The 18554-nt window shown below is 71.7% G+C and carries 19 protein-coding genes; 10 read left to right on the top strand and 9 right to left on the bottom strand.

Translation table 11 applies throughout. The annotated features are described in order from the left end of the window. From ACFQE5_RS06120 to ACFQE5_RS06135, 4 genes are all read right to left on the bottom strand, one after another. The coding region (locus ACFQE5_RS06120) for a serine hydrolase domain-containing protein (RefSeq protein ID WP_379583744.1) at positions 1–1459 on the bottom strand (1459 nt) is incomplete at its 3' end. Between the two features lie 158 nt (positions 1460–1617). Further along, positions 1618–1743 (bottom strand): hypothetical protein, encoded by a 126-nt coding sequence (locus ACFQE5_RS06125; RefSeq protein WP_379583746.1) that lies wholly within the window; start codon positions 1741–1743, stop codon positions 1618–1620. A 71-nt stretch (positions 1744–1814) separates the two neighbouring features. Then, on the bottom strand, positions 1815–2633 hold the full coding sequence (locus tag ACFQE5_RS06130) for an amino acid kinase family protein (protein WP_379583748.1): 819 nt from the start codon (positions 2631–2633) through the stop codon (positions 1815–1817). A gap of 24 nt (positions 2634–2657) precedes the next feature. Then, positions 2658–3476, bottom strand: a complete 819-nt coding sequence (locus tag ACFQE5_RS06135; RefSeq protein ID WP_379583750.1) for an amino acid kinase family protein — start codon at positions 3474–3476, stop codon at positions 2658–2660. 152 nt (positions 3477–3628) lie between these two features. Between ACFQE5_RS06135 and ACFQE5_RS06140 the strand changes: the two genes are divergently transcribed. Further along, positions 3629–5506, top strand: a complete 1878-nt coding sequence (locus ACFQE5_RS06140; protein ID WP_379583752.1) for a helix-turn-helix domain-containing protein — start codon at positions 3629–3631, stop codon at positions 5504–5506. Positions 5507–5541: 35 nt separating this feature from the next. On the opposite strand, the gene ACFQE5_RS06145 is transcribed toward ACFQE5_RS06140, so the two are convergent. Beyond that, positions 5542–6588: an alcohol dehydrogenase catalytic domain-containing protein gene (locus tag ACFQE5_RS06145; RefSeq protein ID WP_379583754.1), complete on the bottom strand. Its 1047-nt coding sequence runs from the start codon at positions 6586–6588 to the stop codon at positions 5542–5544. 286 nt (positions 6589–6874) lie between these two features. On the opposite strand from ACFQE5_RS06145, the gene ACFQE5_RS06150 reads away from it, so the two are divergent. The 5 genes from ACFQE5_RS06150 to ACFQE5_RS06170 all read left to right on the top strand — a co-directional run bounded on the left by ACFQE5_RS06150 (position 6875) and on the right by ACFQE5_RS06170 (position 11294). Then, positions 6875–7480, top strand: a complete 606-nt coding sequence (locus ACFQE5_RS06150) for a superoxide dismutase (protein WP_379583756.1) — start codon at positions 6875–6877, stop codon at positions 7478–7480. 37 nt (positions 7481–7517) lie between these two features. Further along, positions 7518–8174 carry a TetR/AcrR family transcriptional regulator gene (locus ACFQE5_RS06155; protein WP_379583758.1) on the top strand — a complete coding sequence of 219 codons (657 nt, stop codon included), beginning with the start codon at positions 7518–7520 and terminating at the stop codon, positions 8172–8174. 54 nt (positions 8175–8228) lie between these two features. After that, positions 8229–9173, top strand: coding sequence for an ABC transporter ATP-binding protein (locus ACFQE5_RS06160; RefSeq protein ID WP_379583760.1), 945 nt, complete (start codon positions 8229–8231; stop codon positions 9171–9173). Then, the gene (locus ACFQE5_RS06165; protein WP_379583763.1) at positions 9170–10828 is read left to right on the top strand and encodes an ABC transporter permease; all 1659 of its coding nucleotides are present in this window, start codon (positions 9170–9172) and stop codon (positions 10826–10828) included. The genes ACFQE5_RS06160 and ACFQE5_RS06165 overlap by 4 nt, the downstream gene beginning before the upstream one ends. A 121-nt stretch (positions 10829–10949) precedes the next feature. Next, positions 10950–11294, top strand: coding sequence for a cupin domain-containing protein (locus tag ACFQE5_RS06170; protein WP_379583765.1), 345 nt, complete (start codon positions 10950–10952; stop codon positions 11292–11294). Here ACFQE5_RS06170 and ACFQE5_RS06175 read toward each other — a convergent pair. Then, positions 11282–11962: a DUF998 domain-containing protein gene (locus tag ACFQE5_RS06175; RefSeq protein WP_379583767.1), complete on the bottom strand. Its 681-nt coding sequence runs from the start codon at positions 11960–11962 to the stop codon at positions 11282–11284. The two genes, ACFQE5_RS06170 and ACFQE5_RS06175, sit on opposite strands and share 13 nt — an antisense overlap. 73 nt (positions 11963–12035) lie before the next feature. Here ACFQE5_RS06175 and ACFQE5_RS06180 point away from each other — a divergent pair, with 73 nt between their 5' ends. Next, entirely contained in the window at positions 12036–12560 is a 525-nt protein-coding gene (locus ACFQE5_RS06180; protein WP_379583769.1) for a MarR family winged helix-turn-helix transcriptional regulator, read from the top strand. Here the strand turns inward: ACFQE5_RS06180 and ACFQE5_RS06185 are convergent. The 3 genes from ACFQE5_RS06185 to ACFQE5_RS06195 form a co-directional block, all read right to left on the bottom strand. After that, a complete protein-coding gene (locus tag ACFQE5_RS06185; protein ID WP_379583771.1) occupies positions 12512–13249 on the bottom strand; it encodes a GntR family transcriptional regulator in 738 nt (245 codons plus the stop codon). The genes ACFQE5_RS06180 and ACFQE5_RS06185 overlap by 49 nt on opposite strands. Positions 13250–13275: 26 nt before the next feature. Then, positions 13276–14598 carry a homogentisate 1,2-dioxygenase gene (gene hmgA, locus ACFQE5_RS06190; protein WP_379583773.1) on the bottom strand — a complete coding sequence of 441 codons (1323 nt, stop codon included), beginning with the start codon at positions 14596–14598 and terminating at the stop codon, positions 13276–13278. Between the two features lie 96 nt (positions 14599–14694). Beyond that, complete coding sequence (locus ACFQE5_RS06195) at positions 14695–15378, bottom strand: ArsR/SmtB family transcription factor (protein ID WP_379583775.1); 684 nt, start codon at positions 15376–15378, stop codon at positions 14695–14697. A 153-nt stretch (positions 15379–15531) separates the two neighbouring features. On the opposite strand from ACFQE5_RS06195, the gene ACFQE5_RS06200 reads away from it, so the two are divergent. The 3 genes from ACFQE5_RS06200 to ACFQE5_RS06210 are packed head-to-tail and all read left to right on the top strand — an operon-like array spanning position 15532 to position 18553. After that, on the top strand, positions 15532–16905 hold the full coding sequence (locus tag ACFQE5_RS06200) for a rhodanese-like domain-containing protein (RefSeq protein ID WP_379583777.1): 1374 nt from the start codon (positions 15532–15534) through the stop codon (positions 16903–16905). Continuing rightward, entirely contained in the window at positions 16899–18179 is a 1281-nt protein-coding gene (locus ACFQE5_RS06205) for an MFS transporter (protein WP_379583801.1), read from the top strand. The genes ACFQE5_RS06200 and ACFQE5_RS06205 overlap by 7 nt, the downstream gene beginning before the upstream one ends. Positions 18180–18190: 11 nt before the next feature. Next, positions 18191–18553, top strand: a complete 363-nt coding sequence (locus tag ACFQE5_RS06210; RefSeq protein ID WP_379583779.1) for an SAM-dependent methyltransferase — start codon at positions 18191–18193, stop codon at positions 18551–18553. The last annotated feature ends 1 nt before the right edge of the window (position 18554 follow it).

The following is an 18554-nucleotide window of genomic DNA, read 5'->3' on the forward strand; positions in this document are numbered from 1 at the left end:
GGGGGACGTCGGTGATCCACCTGCTGCCGTCGTTCGGGTCGTTCTCGCACCCGGCGATCGTGCAGCCCTCGGGCGCCTGGTCACCGACGGCGAGGTAGGCGCCGGGGGCGGCGTCGATCGGGTAGAGGATCGTCTCCGGGTCGAGCGCCAGGTCGGGCGAACCGGTCCACGGGCCGTCCGGGTTCGCGATGGACGCGCGAACCTCGGCGGGCATGTCGGTCACGGCGCTCATCAGGGTCCGGAAGAAGTTGTGGTAGCCCTCCTTCACCGCGGCACCGACCAGCGGGTCCGCGTCGAGGTTCGGGGTGTTCTCCAGCACGTCGGGCTGCGCCTCGCCGCTGCGGGTGACGACCATGTCCAGGCTCGGGATCACGAACGTGTGCTGACCGTGCAGCCCGAAGCTGAAGTACATGTCCGACGGGGCCGAGGCGATCCACGGCTGGGCGGGTGTGATCACCCTGCGGGCGAACAGCGAGGCGTTCACCTGCGTCTCGTCACCCGAGCAGGAGTTGACCCAGGTCAGGAAGCCGTAGCCGCAGTTGGCCTCGGTACCGGTGTGCAACTGCTCCATGTACGACGGGTTGATGATCTCCACGCCGTCGTAGGTGCCGTTGTTACGCATCAGCTCGCCGAGCCGGCCGAACTCCAGCGGCCGCAGGAAGAGCTGGGAGTAGCCGAGGGTGTTGCCCGAGCGGTCGCGCTGCCACCAGTAGGCCGAGGTCGGGATGCCCAGCTTGTTGAAGAACTCGCGCTGCGCCCACTCCTGGTAGTCCAGACCGGGCTCGGCCTTCCAGATCGCGTGCTGGACGACGTAGTTGAGCACCGACGGGGTGGTCTGGTCGTACTCGTAGTACTCGCCGGGCTCGTGCTCGATCGTCATCGACATCGCCTCGCGGGCCCGGGAGATGTCGGTGAACAGGTTCAGTCCCCGTGCCCAGTTCATCTGGACACCGGCCGTCATGGTCAGCACGCTGCGCACCGTGATCGCGCGATGCGCCTCGTCGCCGAGGCCCTCGGGCAGGTAGTCACCGATCGGAGCATCGACGTCGATCAGCCCCTGCTTCTCCGCGACGCCTGCGATCAGCGCGGAGACGGTCTTGGTCTGACTCCAGTTCAGCCGCGGCACCCGCTCCAGCACGGGGTCGAGGGCGCTCTCCCCGACGAGGCAGCCGTGCCGGAAGACCTTCACGGTCTCCGAGCCGCGCGAGGTCCAGTAGCCGATGGCCTCCTTGACCTTCGCCGGGTCGAGACCCACCGCCTGCGGCGAGGACTTCTCGTACTCGCCGGTGCGCGTCATCGCGCAGTCGGCGGCGTCCCCGCTCGCGAGGATCGCGCCGGCGACGGGCAGTTCCGGAAGGCCGGGCAGGTCCGGGGCCGCGAGGGCGACTCCGCCGGCCAATCCTCCCGCAGCGATCGCGGCGGCGACGGCTACCGCGGCGATGCGACCAGATGCTCGCATTCATCCTCCGTATGTCCTTGATGCGTCACGCATTCAGGGAGGCCAAACGGAGCAGAGCGGAGGAAGGTACGCACATTACCCACCCACGGGGGTAGGTGGGCCGCCCGACGTGGGCGACCAGTGCCGCGTGGTGATCGGCGGCGGAGACTCTGTCGGGTTCAGCCCGGGCTCCGCCGGAGTTCGCATTTGTGGATCTTCTCGGTGGGCGTCGTCGGGAGCGCGGCCCGGCCGTCGACGATGCGCGCCTCGACGTCCCCGATGGGGACGCCGAGCGTCTCGGCCATGGTCTCGAAGTCGTCGTCCGGGGCCGAGATGATGCACGTCCGGACGCCGGACGGGTCGGTCGCTCCGGTGGTCAGTCCGCGTGGATGATCGTGCCGACGTGCTCGCCGGCCAGCGCTCGACCGATGTTTCCGCTGGTCAGGCCATTGACGATCTGGATCTGGGTGACGTGCTTGGCGGCCCCCAGCAGTTCGAGGACGATGCGGTCGACCGGCAGCCCGGGCAGCTCCATCCTCAGCAGCTCACCCGCCCCCACCTGGGGCAGGAACCCCTCGCGCGTGGCGGGATCGCCGGTGCAGACCCCGTCGACGTCCTTGACGTAGATCAGCTGTGCGGCACCGTAGGCGTCGGCCAGCAGGAACGCACCGGCGTCCGAGCGGTGCGGCGGGATCTTGCCGACGGTCGGCGGGAACTCGTGGACGCCGTAGGGCGGGTAACCGTTGGCGACGACCGCGGGGCTCGCGGCGAGATGGGTGGCCAACTGGTTCGCCACCGTGCCGTGCGACAGATAGGACACGCCGTCGGCGGCCAGCAGTGCGGCCACGAGGTGCGCGTTCTGCTCGGCCTCGGTGGCCGCCAGCCCGCCGAGTACCCCGGTCGGCAGGCCGAGGTCGAGGCCGACCCCCAGGACGTGGCGGCCGCGTACCCCGGCGCCGGTCAGGATCAGCAGGCGGTGCTCGGCGAGAGCTGAACGCAGCTCCTCGACCACCGGCAGCACCGCTTCGCGGCCCCGGTCCATGATCGAGCGGCCACCGATGGCGACGACCCTCAGCCACGGCAGCAGCCGGATGACGGGCCGCTCAACCGCCTTGACCAGCTCGCGGTCGAGCAACGTCTGACGGACCAGCGCGGACGGGACATCCTTCGCGTTCGTCGGCACGAGTTCGGTCATGTTGCAGGCTCCTTCGCCGGCCGATCAGGCGGCCGAGATGATCGTGCCGACGTGCTCACCCTCGAGCGCCCGGCGGATGAGTCCCGGCCGCAGGCCGTTGATCACCTGAATCTCGCGGATGTGCCGGGCGGTGCGCATGAGTTCGAGCAGGGGCCGCTCGACCACGACATCGGGCAGATCACGCTCGATGAGCTCGTCGACGGTGATGCGCGGGATGAACGTCGCCGACGCGTCGGTCTTGGGGTTGGCGGTGTACAGGCCGTCCTCGTCCTTGACGAACACCATCCGCCTGCATCCGTAGGTCTCCGCGACGAGGTAGCAGCCCGCGTCGGTGCGATAGGGCGGAAGGACACCCGCGCCGGGGACACGCTGCCACAGGCTGTACGGGGGCATCCCGGGGAAGATCGCCGCGCGGGTCTCGGCGAGGTGCAGGGCGATGACCCCGAACGCCGCGGGACCGACGACGGGCACCCCGTGGCGCGCCATCAGGTGGCCGAGCATCTGCGCGTTCTGCCCGGCCACGGCCTGCCCGACGGCGCTGAGCACCCCGGTAGGCATGCCGAGCTCGGCGGCGAGCGAATACACGTGCCGCGCCCGGGTGCCACCGCCGGTCCCGATGAGCAACGTGTGGGTCCGCTTGGCGTCCACGAGCTCGTCCACGATGGGCAGCACCGCAGACCTGCCCCGATCCATGACACTCTGGCCACCGATCTTGAGCACGGTCACGTCGGGCAGGACGGGGGTGTCCGGCGTCGCCGCCGTGGCGGCCGCCAGCTCGGGGTCGTCCAGGCTGCGCTCCATCAGCAACGACGCCATGGACGCCGAGTTCACGACTTCCGTCACGTGCGCCTCCTCGTGATCGTTCGGCCCCTAGCGACGCCAGCGACGATTCTAGGATCAGGTCGGATCTGCTCGTCGCGGCGGAAGGGGTGTGAGGCAACGCTGGAGGCACCGGACACTGCGTTCGGCCCCGGCCGCCACCTAAGCTGACCACCGTGACGCGACGAGCCGTCGACATCGAGGCCGCCCGCCGGAGCTACCTCACAGCGGGTCTCGGCCTGTTCGCCGGGGATGTCGTCCGCGCCGAGGTCGCCGCGTCGTGGGAGCGCTCCCGGCGTCACGATGTGAACCCCGATCGGATCGAGGCCCGCTTCCTGGGTCACCACCGCGACGTTCCCCTGTCGGTCCGATGCTCCGATGCCGTGTTCGAGGAGTTCGCGACCGGCCACGGCGACATAGGCTGTTCGATCATCCTGTTCGACACCTCGGGGATCGTGCAGGTCCGCCGCGACTGTGACGCCTCGCTCGCCCGGCTGCTCGACGGCCTCCTGCTGGTGCCCGGCTACGGCCATGCCGAGCGGACGGTCGGCACCACCGCGGTGTCGATCGCGCTGCACGAGCTGCGGGACACCGCGATCAGCGGGGCCGAGCATTACCACTCGCAGCTGACCTGCCTCAGCGCCGCGGCCGCACTCGTCACGGACCCGCAGAATCACACGGTGTGCGGGGTCGTCGCCGTGGTCTGCCATGACGCCGAGCACAGCGCACTGCAACTGCCGCTGGCCCGCATGCTCGCCGATCGGCTCAACGAGCGGATGGCGGGCGAGCCGCACCGCCGGACCCAGGCGATGCTGCAGACCCTGCAGCGCCACCGCCACGACGGCGGTTGGATGGTGGCCACCGACGGGGACTACGTGCTGAGCAACGGGATGGCCCGCAGGCTCGCCGCCGAGGACCAGCGGGTACTCGATGATCTTGTGCTGGCCGGCCTGGTGTTGCAGGACTTCTCCGCCAAACACGTGGACCTGCCGTCGGCCGGGTGCGGCGATGTCGTGATCGAACCGGTCCGGCTCGACGGGGAGGTCGCGGGCGCCGTCCTGCGGGGTGGGCGGGCCCGGTCCCGCGAGCCGGTGCAGCAACCGGAGGCGGTTCGCCGTCAGGGCTCGCATGTCGCGCCGCTGGTGCGCCGGGACTTCGCCAAGGACCTGCGCGCGAACCCGGCGGAGCGGGACCATGCCGCGGCGCGGATCAGGGCCAACCAGGAGCTGCTCTCACCGTATCTGCGCGCGCAGCAGGCGGTGGTCGCGAGCATCCGGCACGGCCGCAACCATCTGCTGATCGGGGAGCCGGGGGTGGGCAAGCGGACGCTGCTGGTGGGCCAGTTCCGGACGGCGTTCCCGCCGGGCCGCGTGGTGACCGTGGACTGCGCGTCGGTCGCGAACACGACGGAGAGCGCCGCGAGCACCGACGGTGGACTGCGGCTGCCGGACATCGACGACGACCGCCCGCATCTGGTCCTGCTGCACAGGCTGAACGCGCTGGACCCGGTGAGTGCCCGTAGGCTCGACGAACAGCTGCGCCCGCTGGTGGCGCTGCCGACACCGCCGCTGGTGGTCGGTTGCCTCGACACGCCCGCGGTGGACGCCACCCGTCCCTACGGGCTGCTCCTGCGGCATTTCCACGAGGTCACCCGGATACCCGCGCTGCGGCATCGGATCGACGAGATCGGCGACATGGCGTTGGCGATCATGCGTCGGCTGTCGGGGCGGCGCTCGCTGCGGCTGAGCCTGCAGGTGATCCGGGTGCTGGAGGGCTACGCCTGGCCGGGCAACATCAGCGAGCTCGAGGACGTCCTGCGCTACGTGGTGGCCCGCAAGCCGATGGGCGAGGTACAGCCACCCGACCTGCCGCAGCTGTGTTTCCAGGGCCGGGCCCGCCGGCTGTCGATGCTGGAGACCGCGCAATGCGACGCGATCATCCAGGCGCTGTATGAGTCGAAGGGCAACCGCTACAAGGCCGCCGCGATGCTGGGCATCGCCCGCTCGTCGCTCTACCGGAAGATCGACGCGTTCGGGATCAGCTACATCGCGTGAGCCGGCGGGGGCAGGCCCCGCCGGCGTCGCGAGCATCAGCTCGGGGTGATGATCACCTTCAGCGCGGAGTTCGCCGCGGCGTTCTTGAAGACGTCGTAGGCCTCGTCCATCTGGTCGAACGTGAACGAGTGCGTGCCCATCTTCTCGGCCGGGATCCGCCCGCTGCCCACCATCTTCAGCAGGGTCGGGATCGAGACGGTGTCCACCAGGCCCATCGCCACGGTCACGTTCTGGATCCACATGTCCTGCATGGGCAGCTCCACCGGGGTGCCGTGCACGCCGATGTTGGCGATCGTCCCGCCCGGTCGGACCAGCGAGGCCGCCGTCAGCAGCGTCTCCGGGTAGCCGACCGCCTCGATCGAGACGTCGACACCGAGGCCGTCGGTGAGCGCGATGACGTCGGCGACGGTGCTGGGGCCGACCTCGACGGCGTCGGTGGCACCGAACTCCAGCGCCTTTTCGAGACGGAACTTGTTCGAGTCGATCGCGATGACCTTCGATGCCCCCCACAGCCCGGTCGTCAGGATCGCCGCGAGACCGACGGCGCCGGCCCCCACCACGGCGACGGTGTCGCCGGGGCGCACGTTCCCGGCCAGCACCCCGACCTCATAGCCGGTGGGCAGCGAGTCCGCAAGGAAGATCGCCTGCTCGTTGGTGACCGAGTCGGGTACCGCGTACAGCGAGGTGTCCGCGTACGGGACGCGGACGAGCTCGGCCTGCGTTCCGTCGATCAGGTGGCCGAAGATCCAGCCGATACCGCCCACCGTCTGGCAGTGCGACGGCATCCCGCGCTGGCAGTACTCGCACCGGCCGCATTTGGTGATCGCCGGGACAAGAACCCGGTCCCCGACCTTGAACCCCTTCACCGCGTCGCCGACCTCGGTGATCGTGCCCACCGCCTCGTGGCCGAGGATCCGCCCGTCGGTCACCGCGGCGACATCGCCCTGCAGGATGTGCAGATCGGTGCCGCAGATCGTCGTCGTGTCCACTCGTACGACCACGTCGGTCGGGTCCTTGACCGTCGCGTCGGGCACGTCCTCCCATGCCTTCTCGCCCGGACCGTGGTAGACCAGTGCCTTCATCGCAACCTCCATCGATTGGGTGCACCCACCCTCTGGCGCGACTGAAGCTAGTGGCGGTCCGCGGCCCCTGCTGTTTCAAAATCGGACCATCGTCGAGCACCCGCGGCCGGGTGTGCGAACAACTGACCCGGTTCCGGGACACCTCGCCACCGAGAAGCGGCCCCCTCCCCCGAAAGACGGGCGCCGACGGCCGCTCGATCGTCCGGACGTCGCCGACCACCCCGACAGTGCGATCGATATGTTGTTGCAAGATAGCTGCAACAGAGTTCGAAGCTGGAGGGATCCCGTGCCCGTGTACTCACTTCCCGATCTGCCCTACGACTACGGCGCGCTCGCCCCGCACATCGCGCCCGAGGTCATGGAACTACACCACGGCAAACATCACCAGGCCTACGTCAACGGCGCCAACGCCACGCTCACCAAGCTCGCCGAGGCCCGCGAGGGCGGCGACTTCGACGCGATCGTCGGACTGGAGAAGACTCTCGCGTTCAACCTGGGCGGGCACGTCAACCATGCGATCTTCTGGCCCAACATGTCACCGGACGGCGGCGACAAGCCCACCGGAGAGCTCGCCGCCGCGATCGACGACGGATTCGGCTCCTTCGAGGCGTTCCGCGCGCATTTCACCGCCGTCGCCACCACGATCCAGGGCTCGGGGTGGGCGATGCTCACCTGGGACTCCCTCGGCCGGCGACTGCTCGTCCATCAGGTCTACGACCATCAGGCCAACCTGCCGGCCGGGCAGCGCCCGCTGGTCCTGCTGGACATGTGGGAGCACGCGTTCTACCTGCAGTACAAGAACGTGAAACCGGACTACGTCAAGGCCTGGTGGAACGTCGTCAACTGGGCCGACGCGCAGGCTCGCTTCGCCGCCGCCACGCACCCCGAGTGATTGACGTCGAGCTGAACACGCGTTTAAACTCCTGAACATGGGTTCAGCTCGGGCGTCGGAGGCCGCGGCGGACCTGACGACGCGCGCACGAATCCGCGACGCCGCGATCCACCGGATCGGCGTGGACGGGGTGGGCGCGTCGGTCCGGGCCATCGCAGAGCAGGCAGGGGTGAGCCCCGGGCTGGTGATCCATCACTTCGGGTCGAAGGACGGGCTGCGGGCCGCCTGCGACGAGCACGTGCTGCGGGCGATCCGCGAGTCCAAAAGCACGGCCCTGGCCTCGGGCAGCGCACCCGATCTGCTCGCCCAGCTCGCGGCGGTGCAGGAGTTCGCCCCGCTCGTCGCCTACATCGTGCAGAGCATGCTGACCGGCGGCGCCCTGGCGACGGCCTTCCTGGACCAGATGATCGCCGACGCCGAGGCCTACCTGGCCGCCGGCGTCGCGGCGGGCACGGTCCGCCCCAGCCGCGACCCGGCGGCGCGAGCCCGCTACCTGGTGCTGGCCGGCGTCGGCGCCCTGCTGCTGCACGTCCGCCTGCATCCGCCGGTCGGCGGCGACTACGCGGCGACGATACGCGAGCTCACCGCCCTGACAGCCGTCCCCGCGCTCGAGATCTACACCGAGGGTCTGCTGACCGACCGCACGATGCTCGACTCCTACCTCATGTACGTCCCGGACCCGCCGCGGCGGTGACCCACCCCCCCCCCCCCCGGCATGTCCCGTTCCGACGTACCCCCGAGGTCAGCCATGTCCGCATCGATCGCGCCCAGCGCCACGGCCGCATCCGCCATCGAGGTCCGCGGCCTCACCAAGTCCTTCGGCGGCGTCCGAGCCCTCGACGGCCTGGACCTGACCGTCCCGTCGGGTCAGGTGGTCGGGTTCCTCGGCCCCAACGGCGCCGGAAAGTCCACCACCATCCGGATCCTGCTCAGCCTGCTGCGCGCCGACGCGGGCACCGTCCGCCTGCTCGGCGGCGACCCGTGGGCCGACGCCGTGGCGCTGCACCGCCGCCTGGCCTACGTGCCCGGCGACGTCAGCCTCTGGCCCACCCTCACCGGCGGCGAGGCGATCGACCTGCTCGGGCGGCTGCGCGGGGGGCTCGACCCCGCGCGCAAGGCCGAGCTGCTGGAACGCTTCGAGCTGGACCCGACGAAGAAGGCCCGCACCTACTCCAAGGGCAACCGGCAGAAGGTCGCGCTGGTCGCCGCGCTCGCCGCCGACGTCGAGCTGCTGATCCTCGACGAGCCGACCTCGGGGCTGGACCCGCTGATGGAGTCGGTGTTCACCCGGTGCATCGGCGAGGCGAAGGCGGCGGGCCGCTCGGTGCTGCTGTCCAGTCACATCCTCGCCGAGGTCGAGAAGCTCTGCGACCGGGTCACGATCATCCGCAACGGGCGGACCGTGCAGTCGGGGACCCTCACCGAGCTGCGTCATCTCACCCGCAGCACGGTCACCGCCGTCACCATCGCCGACCCGGCGCCGCTCGCCCGGCTGGCCGGGGTGCACGACCTGCGGATCGACGGCGAGCGGGTCAGCTTCGATCTCGACAACGACCATCTCGGCGAGGTCATGCACGAGCTGTCCCAGCTGGGTCTGCGCAGTCTGGTCAGCGCCCCGCCGTCGCTGGAGGAGCTGTTCCTGCGCCACTACGGCGACGACCTCGCCGTGGCCGACCGGGCCGGTGCGCGATGACCGCGACGGCGTCGGCAACCCCCACCCCGGGCGCGCTCCACCCGACGAGCGGTGCCGACGCACTCGCCGGCACCGGCGCGCTGGTCCGCCTCGCGCTGCGCCGCGACCGCCTACGGCTCACGCTCTGGGTGCTCGCCGTCGGGGTGCTCCCGATCTACACAGCCACGGCGCTGGACACCGTCTATCCCACCGCCGCCGATCGGCAGGCCCGCGCCACGCTGATGGAGAACCCCGCCGCCGTCATACTGGGCGGGCCGGGCTTCGGACGCGACGACTACACGCTGGGCGCGATGCTCGCGAACGAGATGGGCCTGACACTGATGATCGCGGTCGCGATCATGTCGGTTCTGCTCGTGGTGCGTCACACCCGCACCGAGGAGGAGTCCGGCCGCGCCGAGCTCGTGCGGGCCTGCGTGGTCGGCCACCGCGCCCATCTCGCCGCCGCGCTGGTCCTCGCCGCGCTGGCCAACGCGGCGATCGTCGCGGTGACCGTCGCCGGCCTGGCCGCGATCGGGCTGCCCGGCCCGGATTCGCTGGCGTTCGCGGTCGGGGTCGGCCTGACCGGGATGGTTCTGGCCGCAGTCGCCGGGGTCACGGCGCAGCTCAGCGAGCACACCCGGGCGGCGTCGGGCGCTGCGCTGGGGCTGCTCGGCGTCGCCGCCGTCGTGCGCGGCGTCGGGGACATCGCCGAGCCCGGCGGAAGCCTGCTGTCCTGGTTCTCCCCGATCGCCTGGGCGCAGCAGACCCGCGCGTTCGTCGAGCTGCGCTGGTGGCCGCTGCTGCTGTCGGTCACGCTGATCGTCGTCGCGACCGGGCTCGCCCACCGGCTCGCCGGGCGCCGCGACCTCGGTGCCGGCCTTCGGCCACCGCGCACGGGGGCAGCGGGCGCGTCTCCGCTGCTGTCGGGAGCGACCGCCCTGACCGCGCGGCTCCAGCGCGGCACGTTCACCGGATGGGCGGTCGGGCTGGCGCTCACCGGGGTCACCTTCGGCTCGCTCGCCGATGCGGTCCTCGATGCCGTGGCGGACAACGCGCAGCTGTCCGCCTTCCTCGCCGCAGGCGCCACCCGAGATCTGACCGACGCGTTCCTGGCCAGGATGCTGACCTATCTCGCGCTGGGCAGCGCCGCCTTCGCGGTGACCTCGGTGCTGCGGCTGCGCGCGGAGGAGACCGCGGGCCGGGTCGAGCCGCTGCTGGCCGCGTCGGCCGGTCGCGTGCGCTGGCTGGCCGGTGGGCTGCTGGTGACGCTCGCGGGTTCGACCCTGCTGCTGCTGGCGGGTGGGCTGGCCACCGGCATCGCGGCGGCCCTCACCCTCGGCGACGGGCGCCTCGTCGCCGTCATGACCGGCGCCTGCCTGGCCTTCCTGCCCGCCGTGCTCGTGATCGCCGGGATCGCCGCGGCGCTGGTCGGGCTGGCGCCGCGGCTGTCCGCGCTGGCCTGGGCCGTCCTCGGCTACGCGCTGCTCGTGGGCATGTTCGGCGTGCTGCTGGATCTGCCCGGGTGGGCGATGCGGCTCTCGCCGCTGGAGTGGGTTCCCGCGCTGCCCGGCGAGCCACTGGACCTCGCACCACTCGCCGGGCTGACGGTGCTCGCGACGGCCCTCGTCGCCGCCGGTCTGACCGGTATCCGCGGGCGCGACATCGGCACCGCCTGACGGCGGCTGTCGGCACAGGCTCCTGCCGATGGCGGCTGCCCCGGCGGCCCCGGCCGACTAGCGTCAGATCGCCATAGTCCGAACCCGCGGAGGTCATGAGTTGCCGTCCTACAACACAGCAATGCAGAAGGCGTCGTTCGACGAGATCGCGCCCGATGTGCACGGCAAGATCAGCAAGCGCACGGCGCAGCTCGACGGTGTCGATGTCACCCGGGTGACCTTCGACGTGGGTGCGCGCTGGTCGGTGGATCTCAAGGAGTACGCGGGCACGGACAGCTGCGTGCTGCCGCATGTCGCGCTCGTGCTGGCCGGGACGTTGCGCGTCGTGATGGACGACGGCAGCGAGGAGGACTTCTCCGCGGGCCAGGTGATGCTGTTGCCGCCGGGCCACGACGCGTGGACCGTGGGCGACGTGCCCTGCACGTTCGTCGAGTTCTCCCGGGGCAACGACTACTACGCGGCCTGATCGGGCCCACGAAGGAGGGCCCGACCGCAGCCGCCCGCCACCCAGAGCAGGCCGGTCGCCAGCGCGATGCGTTCGCACAGCCCGGACGGCGGGGCGGGCCAGACACCCGCGAAGTCCAGGCCGGTGAGGACGGCGCCGACGAGCCAGCTCACCGGGACGACGACCGCGACCGCGGCCGAGACCCGCGACCAGGCCGTGCGCTTCGGCCTCCGGCGCGAAGCCACGGCCGCGGCGGCGGTCAACCCGGCGAACACCGCGAGTCCGGCGGCGTCGTGCAGCGTTCCGTGCCAGCTCCGGACGGCCTCGGCCCCCGGCGGGTAGCCCTGGCCGGGGTCGATCGGGAACACCGCCGCCGCCAGCAGCGCCGCGCCGGTGAGCGCGAGCAGCCGCGGCACCCACGGGCCGGCCGTGGGCGTGCATCGCAGGCCGGCGGCGCCGCCCAGCACCGCCAGGCCGGCCAGCGCGATCTCGGCACTCCCCAGCCAGCCGCGCTCCCCCAGCGCAAGATGGCTGACCTGGTGACGCCACGCGTCGTACCCCGGCCGGGTGGCCCCGTCGACGACCCAGCTCAGCACCGCGGCCGGTGCACCGATCGTCGCCACGAGCAACCCGGTCCGGCCCGGCCCCGTCCGTTCCCGCAGGTTCAGCATGTCGCTTCGGAGGGACATCCCCGCGCTCCTAAAATCTGCCTGACAACAGAAGTATCTTCTTCTGTCAGATACTGCGCGAGGAAGTGAATAGATGTCAAGAGAAGCGCCGGGGCGCGCCGAGCTGCTCGTCGACATCCAGCGGGTGGTCCGGCAGGTCATGGCCCGTGGGGTGCTGTTCCATCAGGCGGTCGCCGCCCAGGTCGGGCTGGGCGCCACGGACCTGCAATGCCTTGCGGTGCTTCAGGAGTCCGGTGCCGTCACCGCGGGCGAGCTCGCGACCCGCACGGGGCTCACCACCGGCGGCGTCACCCGGGTCGTCGATCGGCTGCTCAAGGCCGGGTTCGTCCGGCGCGAGCCCGACCCGCACGACCGCCGCCGGGTGCACGTCGCGGCGGTGCCGGAGCGGCTCGGTGAGATCGGGGCCCGCTACGAATCGGTCGCCACCGGCTGGGCGGAGCTGCTCGCGGGCTACGACGACGAGCAGCTGCGGCTGTTCCTCGAGCTGTTCACCCGCATGCGCCGGCTCTCCGACGAGCAGATCGCCGCGGTACGCGCCGAGCGGGACGATCAGGCGAGCTCGAGCGACAGCGCGAAGCGGAACCGGTCGCCCCGGTAGTGGATCAGCGCGGCGTCCACGACCTGCCCGTCCGTGTCGAAGGTGAGGTTCGTCGAGAGCAGGATGGGCTCATCGGGCTCGGTCCCGAGCAGGCCCGCCAGGTGCGGCGTCGAGCGCTGGGCCTGCAGGACGTTGTCGATCCGCCCGAGCTCCAGGCCCACCCGGTCGCGCAGCACCTCGGTCATCGGCGCGCAGGCGAGATCCTCATCGAGGATGCGCTCGGCGTAGTGGACCGGGATGAAGTTCTCCGCGTAGCTGACCGGTTCCCCGTTCTCGTAGCGCAGCCGCCGGAACACCGCGACCTCGGCGTCGTCCCCGAACGCCGCGGCGAATACGGCCGGGACCGGTCCCGCGCCGCGGCCCAGCAGCCGCGACTCCTCGCTGACCTGCTGCGCGACCACCGTGTCCGCGGTCCCGAGGAACCGCAGCGGCCGAGGCTCGTGCGCCCGCGGGTTGATGAACGTGCCCCGGCGGCGGTGCCGCGAGACGAGACCCTCCGCCTCCAGGGTCGACAACGCCTGGCGCACCGTCGCCACGCTGACCCGGTAGTAGCGGGCCAGCGACGCCTCCGTGGGCAGCCGCGTGGGCTCGTCGGTGCTGCGGTGCACGATGTAGGCCCGCAGGCTCTGGCTGACCTGGTACCAGACCGGCAACCGCCCCGAGACCGGTGAGGGAAGTGGGCTGAGCATCGCCGTGATGCTCGTCTCGGGAACGGTCACCGACGGGGGAACCGGCGCTCGAGGCCGCTCCAGGCGGCGTCGTAGTCGCGCTGGCGGTGCTCGGCGTCCAGGGCACCGCGGGTCGGCACGAGCGCCCACCGGCTCTCGAACATGAACGCGAGCGTGTCGTCGATCTTCTGCGGTGTCAACTCGGCGGCGCTCGCCCGCACGAATGTCTCGGCGTCGGGCCCGTGCGAGGTGAACGTGTTGTGCAGGCTCGCCCCGCCCGGGACGAAGCCCTCCGCCTTCGCGTCGTAGACCCCGTGCACCAGTCCCATGAACTCGCTCATCACATTGCGGTGGAACCACGGCGGCCGGAAGGTGTCCTCGCCGACCAGCCAGCGCGGCGGGAAGATCACGAAGTCGGCGTTGGCCAGCCCCGGCGTCTCGGTCGGCGAGGTGAGGACCGTGAAGATCGACGGGTCGGGGTGGTCGAAGCTGATGGTGCCGATCGTGTTGAACCGCGTCAGGTCGTACTTGTAGGGCGAGTAGTTCCCGTGCCAGGCCACGACGTCCAACGGCGAGTGGTCGTAGTCGGCGGCCCAGAGGTTGCCGCCGAACTTCTGCACGACCTGGACCGGCGCCTCGAGGTCCTCGTAGGCCGCCTGGGGGGCGAGGAAGTCGCGTTCGTTCGCCAGGCCGTTGGCCCCGATCGGGCCGCGCTCGGGCAGCCGGAACGGCGCACCGTAGTTCTCGCAGACGTAGCCGCGGGCCGCCGGATCGAGCAGCTCGACCCGGAAGCGGATACCCCGGGGCACCACCGCCATCTCGGTCGGGCCGATGCCCAGCCTGCCGAACTCGGTGTGCACCAGCAGCCGGCCCAGCTGCGGGACCAGCAACAGCTCGCCGTCCGCGTCGACGAAGTAGCGGTCGGCCATGCTGCGGTTGGCCCGGTAGAGATGCACCGCGATCCCGGCGTGGGTCAGGGTGTCGCCATTGCCCGCGATGGTGAACAGGCCGTCGATGAAGTCCGTCGGCTCCTCGGGCAGCGGGAGGACACCCCAGCGCAGCCGGTTGGGCGATGGCACGGTCTCGCCGAACGGCGCCGACCGAAGGTCCCGGTTGTCGGTCCGCTGGAACTCGGGGTGAGCCGCGGAGGGACGGATGCGGTAGACCCAGCTGCGCCGGTTGGACCCCCGGACCTGGGTGAACGCGCTCCCGCTGATCTGCTCGGCGTAAAGACCCATCGGCGGCCGCTGTGGTGAGTTGCGGCCGACGGGCAGCGCCCCGGCCACCGCCTCCGTGACGTGGTGGTTCCCGAAGCCGGGCTGGTACCCGAGCGTCGCGTCGCTCTCCGGACCCCGCAGCGCCTGAGCCATGAGACCTCCCCCGCCCGATTGATATGTTTCTTCATATCAATCGACCGGATGAGGGACAAGGGTGGTCCGGCCGGCGGGCGGCCCCGGCAGGTCCCATTAGGCGGCGCCGACGGCGACCGGCAGACCCTTCCGCTTCCACTCCGGGAAGCCGTCTTCCAGACGCGCCGCGCGCAGGCCGTGATCGCGCATCCAGCGGACCGCCTCGTCGGCGTAGACGCAGTACGGGCCGCGGCAGTAGGCGACGATCTCGGTGTCCTCGGGCAGCGTGCGCAGCCGTCGGTGCAGCTCGGTGATGGGCAACTCGGTGATGGGCACCGACCGGGCGCCCTCGATATGCCCGGCGGCGTACTCCGCGGCCGGACGGACGTCCACGACGAGCACCTCGCCGCGGCGCATCCGTTCGACGAGCGTGCCCCGGTCGACCGCCTCGAGCTCACCACGGTTCCCGAGGTAGGCCCGGGCGAGCCGGTCCAGGCCCGCGGAGTGCTCCTCGGCGACCGCGCGCACCGCCGCCCACAGCTCGTGCACCCGCTCGCCGGCGAGCGCGTAGTAGATGCGGGTCCCGTCCCGGCGGGTGCGGACGAGTCCGGCGCGCGCGAGCGTGCGCAGGTGGTGCGAGGTGTTGGCGACGGACTGCCCGATCTGGTCGGCGACCTCCTCCACCGAGCGTTCACCCTGAGCCAGCAGGTCGATGATCTCGACCCGACGGCCCGACCCCAACGCCCCCGCCACCTCGGCGAACGCCGAGAACAGCGTGTCCTTCGCCGCGCGATCGCCCATGCGGCGATCGTCGGCCGGAGCCGCCATCCTGTCAAGTTCAAACGAATACTTGACATTCTCGCCGCCCGACCGGCAGCATCCTCAAGTCATCGCTTGAAAAGTGGGCCCCGGGAATGCCGTCCCCTTCCTCGCCCGCAGCCGGAGGTGAGATCGATGACCGAACCATCCGTGCGGCCGATCCCCGTGGTGGACGAGGGGCTGGGCAACTCCAGCTACGTCGTCGACCTCGGCGACGGCGACGCGCTCGTGGTGGACCCGCCCCGGGACCTGCGCGGGGTCCGCGCCGCGGCCGAGCGGCACGGACTTGCGATCCGGTTCGCCGCCGACACCCACCTGCACGCCGACTTCCTCTCCGGCGCCGTACAACTGGCCCACGACGACGGGGCGCAGGTGTTCGCCTCGGCCGCTGGTCGCCGCGAGTTCCCGCACCGCGGGCTGGTCGACGGCGAGCGGGTCGACCTCGGCGGCCTGCTGCTCGCCGCCCTGGCCACACCGGGTCACACCGACGAGCACCTCGCGTTCCTGCTGCTCGACGGCGACACCCCGTGCGGGGTGTTCACCGGCGGGTCGCTGATCGTCGGGTCGGCCGCGCGCACGGACCTGCTCGGGCAGGAACGGGCCGAGGAGCTCGCCCGTGCCCAGTACCGCTCGGTGCACCGGCTCACGACGCTGCCCCCGCAGACCGCGGTGTGGCCCACCCACGGCGCCGGCTCGTTCTGCTCGGCCCCACCGGGTGTGGAACGCACCTCCACGATCGGCCGGGAGATCGCGTCGAACCCGCTGCTGCAGGCCCCCGACGCCGACGCGTTCGTCGAAACGCTGATCGGCTCGCTGGGTAGCTACCCCCCGTACTTCCGCCGGCTCGCCGAGCAGAACCGGCGCGGCCCCCGCGTGCTACGGGCCCCCGACGCCGGACCGCTGGTCCCGCTGCCGGTGGCCGAGGTCGGCCGGCTGCAGGCGCAGGGGGCGCTCGTCGTCGACGTCCGCCCGGTCCCGAGCTGGGCCGCCGGACATGTCCCCGGCACGCTGTCGATCCCGTTGCGCGACCAGTTCGCCACCTGGCTGGGCTGGCTCGTGCCGGCCGACACTCCCCTGGTGATCGTGCGGGACCGGGACCAGGACGCCGAGGAGATCTTCTGGCAGGCGGTCAAGATCGGCCATGAGCGTCTCGCCGGAGAACTCGCCGGTGGGATGGACGCGTGGGCGGCGGCCGGGCTACCGACAGCCCGCACCGAGCTGGTCGGCGCGCACGAGATCGGCTCTCGCGCCGTGCTCGACGTGCGGCAGCGCCCGGAGTTCGCCGGCGGGCACCTGCCCGGGGCCCGGCACGTCGAGCTCGGCGCCCTGGAGGCGGCGGCGGACCGGCTCCCCGACGCGCCCACCGTGGTCATGTGCGGGCACGGGGAACGCGCCGCCGGCGCGGCGAGCGTGCTGGAGCGGGCCGACCATCACGGCCTCGCCGTCCTGGTCGGCGGCCCGGACGACTGGTCCCGGGCCGCCGGGCGGGCGCTGGAGACCGGATCGTGACCACCGGAGGCCGTATCCGGCTGGGCCTGCGGGCCAACCTGGCCCAGTTCGTCCTGCTCGTCGCCGTGAACGCACTGGTCGGCGGGATGCTGGGGCAGGAACGCACCGTGCTTCCGCTGCTGGCCGACCGGGCGTTCGGGCTCACCGCCTACACGGCCGCGCTGACGTTCATCCTCGCCTTCGGCGCCACCAAGGCCGCCACCAACTACGTCGCCGGGACGCTCTGCGATCGGTTCGGCCGTAAACCGGTGCTCGTCGCCGGATGGCTGTTCGGGGTGCCGGTACCGCTGCTGCTGATCTGGGCGCCGAGCTGGGGCTGGGTGATCGCGGCCAACGTGCTGCTCGGGATCAACCAGGGCCTCGCCTGGTCCACCACCGTCATCATGAAGATCGACCTGGTCGGCCCGCGACGCCGCGGGCTGGCCATGGGACTCAACGAAGCCGCCGGCTACCTCGCCGTCGCAGCGACCGCCCTGGCCACCGGCTACCTCGCCGCGCGCTACGGGCTGCGTCCCGAGCCGTTCTATCTCGGCATCGCCTTCGCCGCTCTCGGGTTGGGCCTGTCCACGCTGGTGGTGCGCGAGACCAGCGGGCACGCCCGGCTCGAGGCCGCCACCCATACCGCCCGCCCGGACGGGCGCCACGACCACCTGCATGCCGAGCTCACCAACCGGAAGGTCTTCGTCCAGACCAGCTTCCGGGAGCCCGCCCTGTCCGCGGCCAGCCAGGCCGGGATGGTCAACAACCTCAACGACGGTCTGGCCTGGGGTCTGTTCCCGGTGCTGTTCGCCGCCGCCGGGCTCTCCGTCGCCCAGATCGGGGTGCTCGCCGCGCTCTATCCCGCGGTGTGGGGGCTCGGGCAGCTGGTGACCGGGGCGCTGTCGGACCGGACCGGCCGCAAACCACTGATCACCGGCGGGATGCTCCTGCAGGGCGGCGCACTCGTCCTGGTCGCGGAGGGCGACTCGTTCGGGGTGTGGGCGCTGGCCGCGGTGCTGCTGGGCGCCGGGACCGCGATGGTGTATCCGACGCTGCTGGCCGCGGTCGGCGACGTCGCGCATCCGGCGTGGCGGGCCCGCTCGGTGGGGGTGTACCGGCTCTGGCGCGACGGGGGGTTCGCGGTCGGCGCGCTGGCCGCCGGTCTGCTCGCCGACGCCTTCGGCATCCGGGCCGCGGTATGGGCCGTGGCCGCGCTCACCGTCGCGTCGGGGCTGCTGGTCGCCGTGCGGATGTACGAGACCCGGCCCCAGGTGCTGTCCGGGGCGCCCCGATGAGCCTGCCGCCGATGCCCCGCGGCGCCGTCACCGACGACATCGAGCGCCGGGTCATCGGCGCCGATTTCGGCGCCGACGGCTACACGACCCTCGCCCAGGCCGACGACCTCGCCGCGCACCTCGATCTGCGTCCGGGACGGCGGCTTCTCGACCTGGGTAGCGGCCGCGGCTGGCCCGGCCTCTACCTCGCGGCCCGCACCGGCTGCGCCGTGGTGCTCGCCGACCTGCCCGGCGACGGCCTCGGCATCGCGGCCCTCCGGGCGGTGCGGGAGGGACTCGACACGCGGTGCGCGGTCATCGCGGCGACGGGTCAGCATCTCCCCTTCGCTGCCGAGACCTTCGACGCGGTCGGCCACGCCGACGTGATGTGTTGAC

Origin of the sequence: Pseudonocardia hispaniensis (assembly GCF_042658695.1) — a bacterium.
Lineage (GTDB): Bacteria > Actinomycetota > Actinomycetes > Mycobacteriales > Pseudonocardiaceae > Pseudonocardia > Pseudonocardia hispaniensis.

Coding starts and splice junctions, on each gene's coding strand:
- ACFQE5_RS06125 (WP_379583746.1), bottom strand. CDS start 1,743: ATGGCCGAGACGCTCGGCGTCCCCATCGGGGACGTCGAGGCGCGCATC.
- ACFQE5_RS06130 (WP_379583748.1), bottom strand. CDS start 2,633: ATGACCGAACTCGTGCCGACGAACGCGAAGGATGTCCCGTCCGCGCTG.
- ACFQE5_RS06145 (WP_379583754.1), bottom strand. CDS start 6,588: ATGAAGGCACTGGTCTACCACGGTCCGGGCGAGAAGGCATGGGAGGAC.
- ACFQE5_RS06155 (WP_379583758.1), top strand. CDS start 7,518: ATGGGTTCAGCTCGGGCGTCGGAGGCCGCGGCGGACCTGACGACGCGC.
- ACFQE5_RS06160 (WP_379583760.1), top strand. CDS start 8,229: ATGTCCGCATCGATCGCGCCCAGCGCCACGGCCGCATCCGCCATCGAG.
- ACFQE5_RS06165 (WP_379583763.1), top strand. CDS start 9,170: ATGACCGCGACGGCGTCGGCAACCCCCACCCCGGGCGCGCTCCACCCG.
- ACFQE5_RS06170 (WP_379583765.1), top strand. CDS start 10,950: ATGCAGAAGGCGTCGTTCGACGAGATCGCGCCCGATGTGCACGGCAAG.
- ACFQE5_RS06175 (WP_379583767.1), bottom strand. CDS start 11,962: ATGTCCCTCCGAAGCGACATGCTGAACCTGCGGGAACGGACGGGGCCG.
- ACFQE5_RS06180 (WP_379583769.1), top strand. CDS start 12,036: ATGTCAAGAGAAGCGCCGGGGCGCGCCGAGCTGCTCGTCGACATCCAG.
- ACFQE5_RS06185 (WP_379583771.1), bottom strand. CDS start 13,249: ATGCTCAGCCCACTTCCCTCACCGGTCTCGGGGCGGTTGCCGGTCTGG.
- hmgA (WP_379583773.1), bottom strand. CDS start 14,598: ATGGCTCAGGCGCTGCGGGGTCCGGAGAGCGACGCGACGCTCGGGTAC.
- ACFQE5_RS06195 (WP_379583775.1), bottom strand. CDS start 15,378: ATGGGCGATCGCGCGGCGAAGGACACGCTGTTCTCGGCGTTCGCCGAG.
- ACFQE5_RS06200 (WP_379583777.1), top strand. CDS start 15,532: ATGACCGAACCATCCGTGCGGCCGATCCCCGTGGTGGACGAGGGGCTG.
- ACFQE5_RS06210 (WP_379583779.1), top strand. CDS start 18,191: ATGCCCCGCGGCGCCGTCACCGACGACATCGAGCGCCGGGTCATCGGC.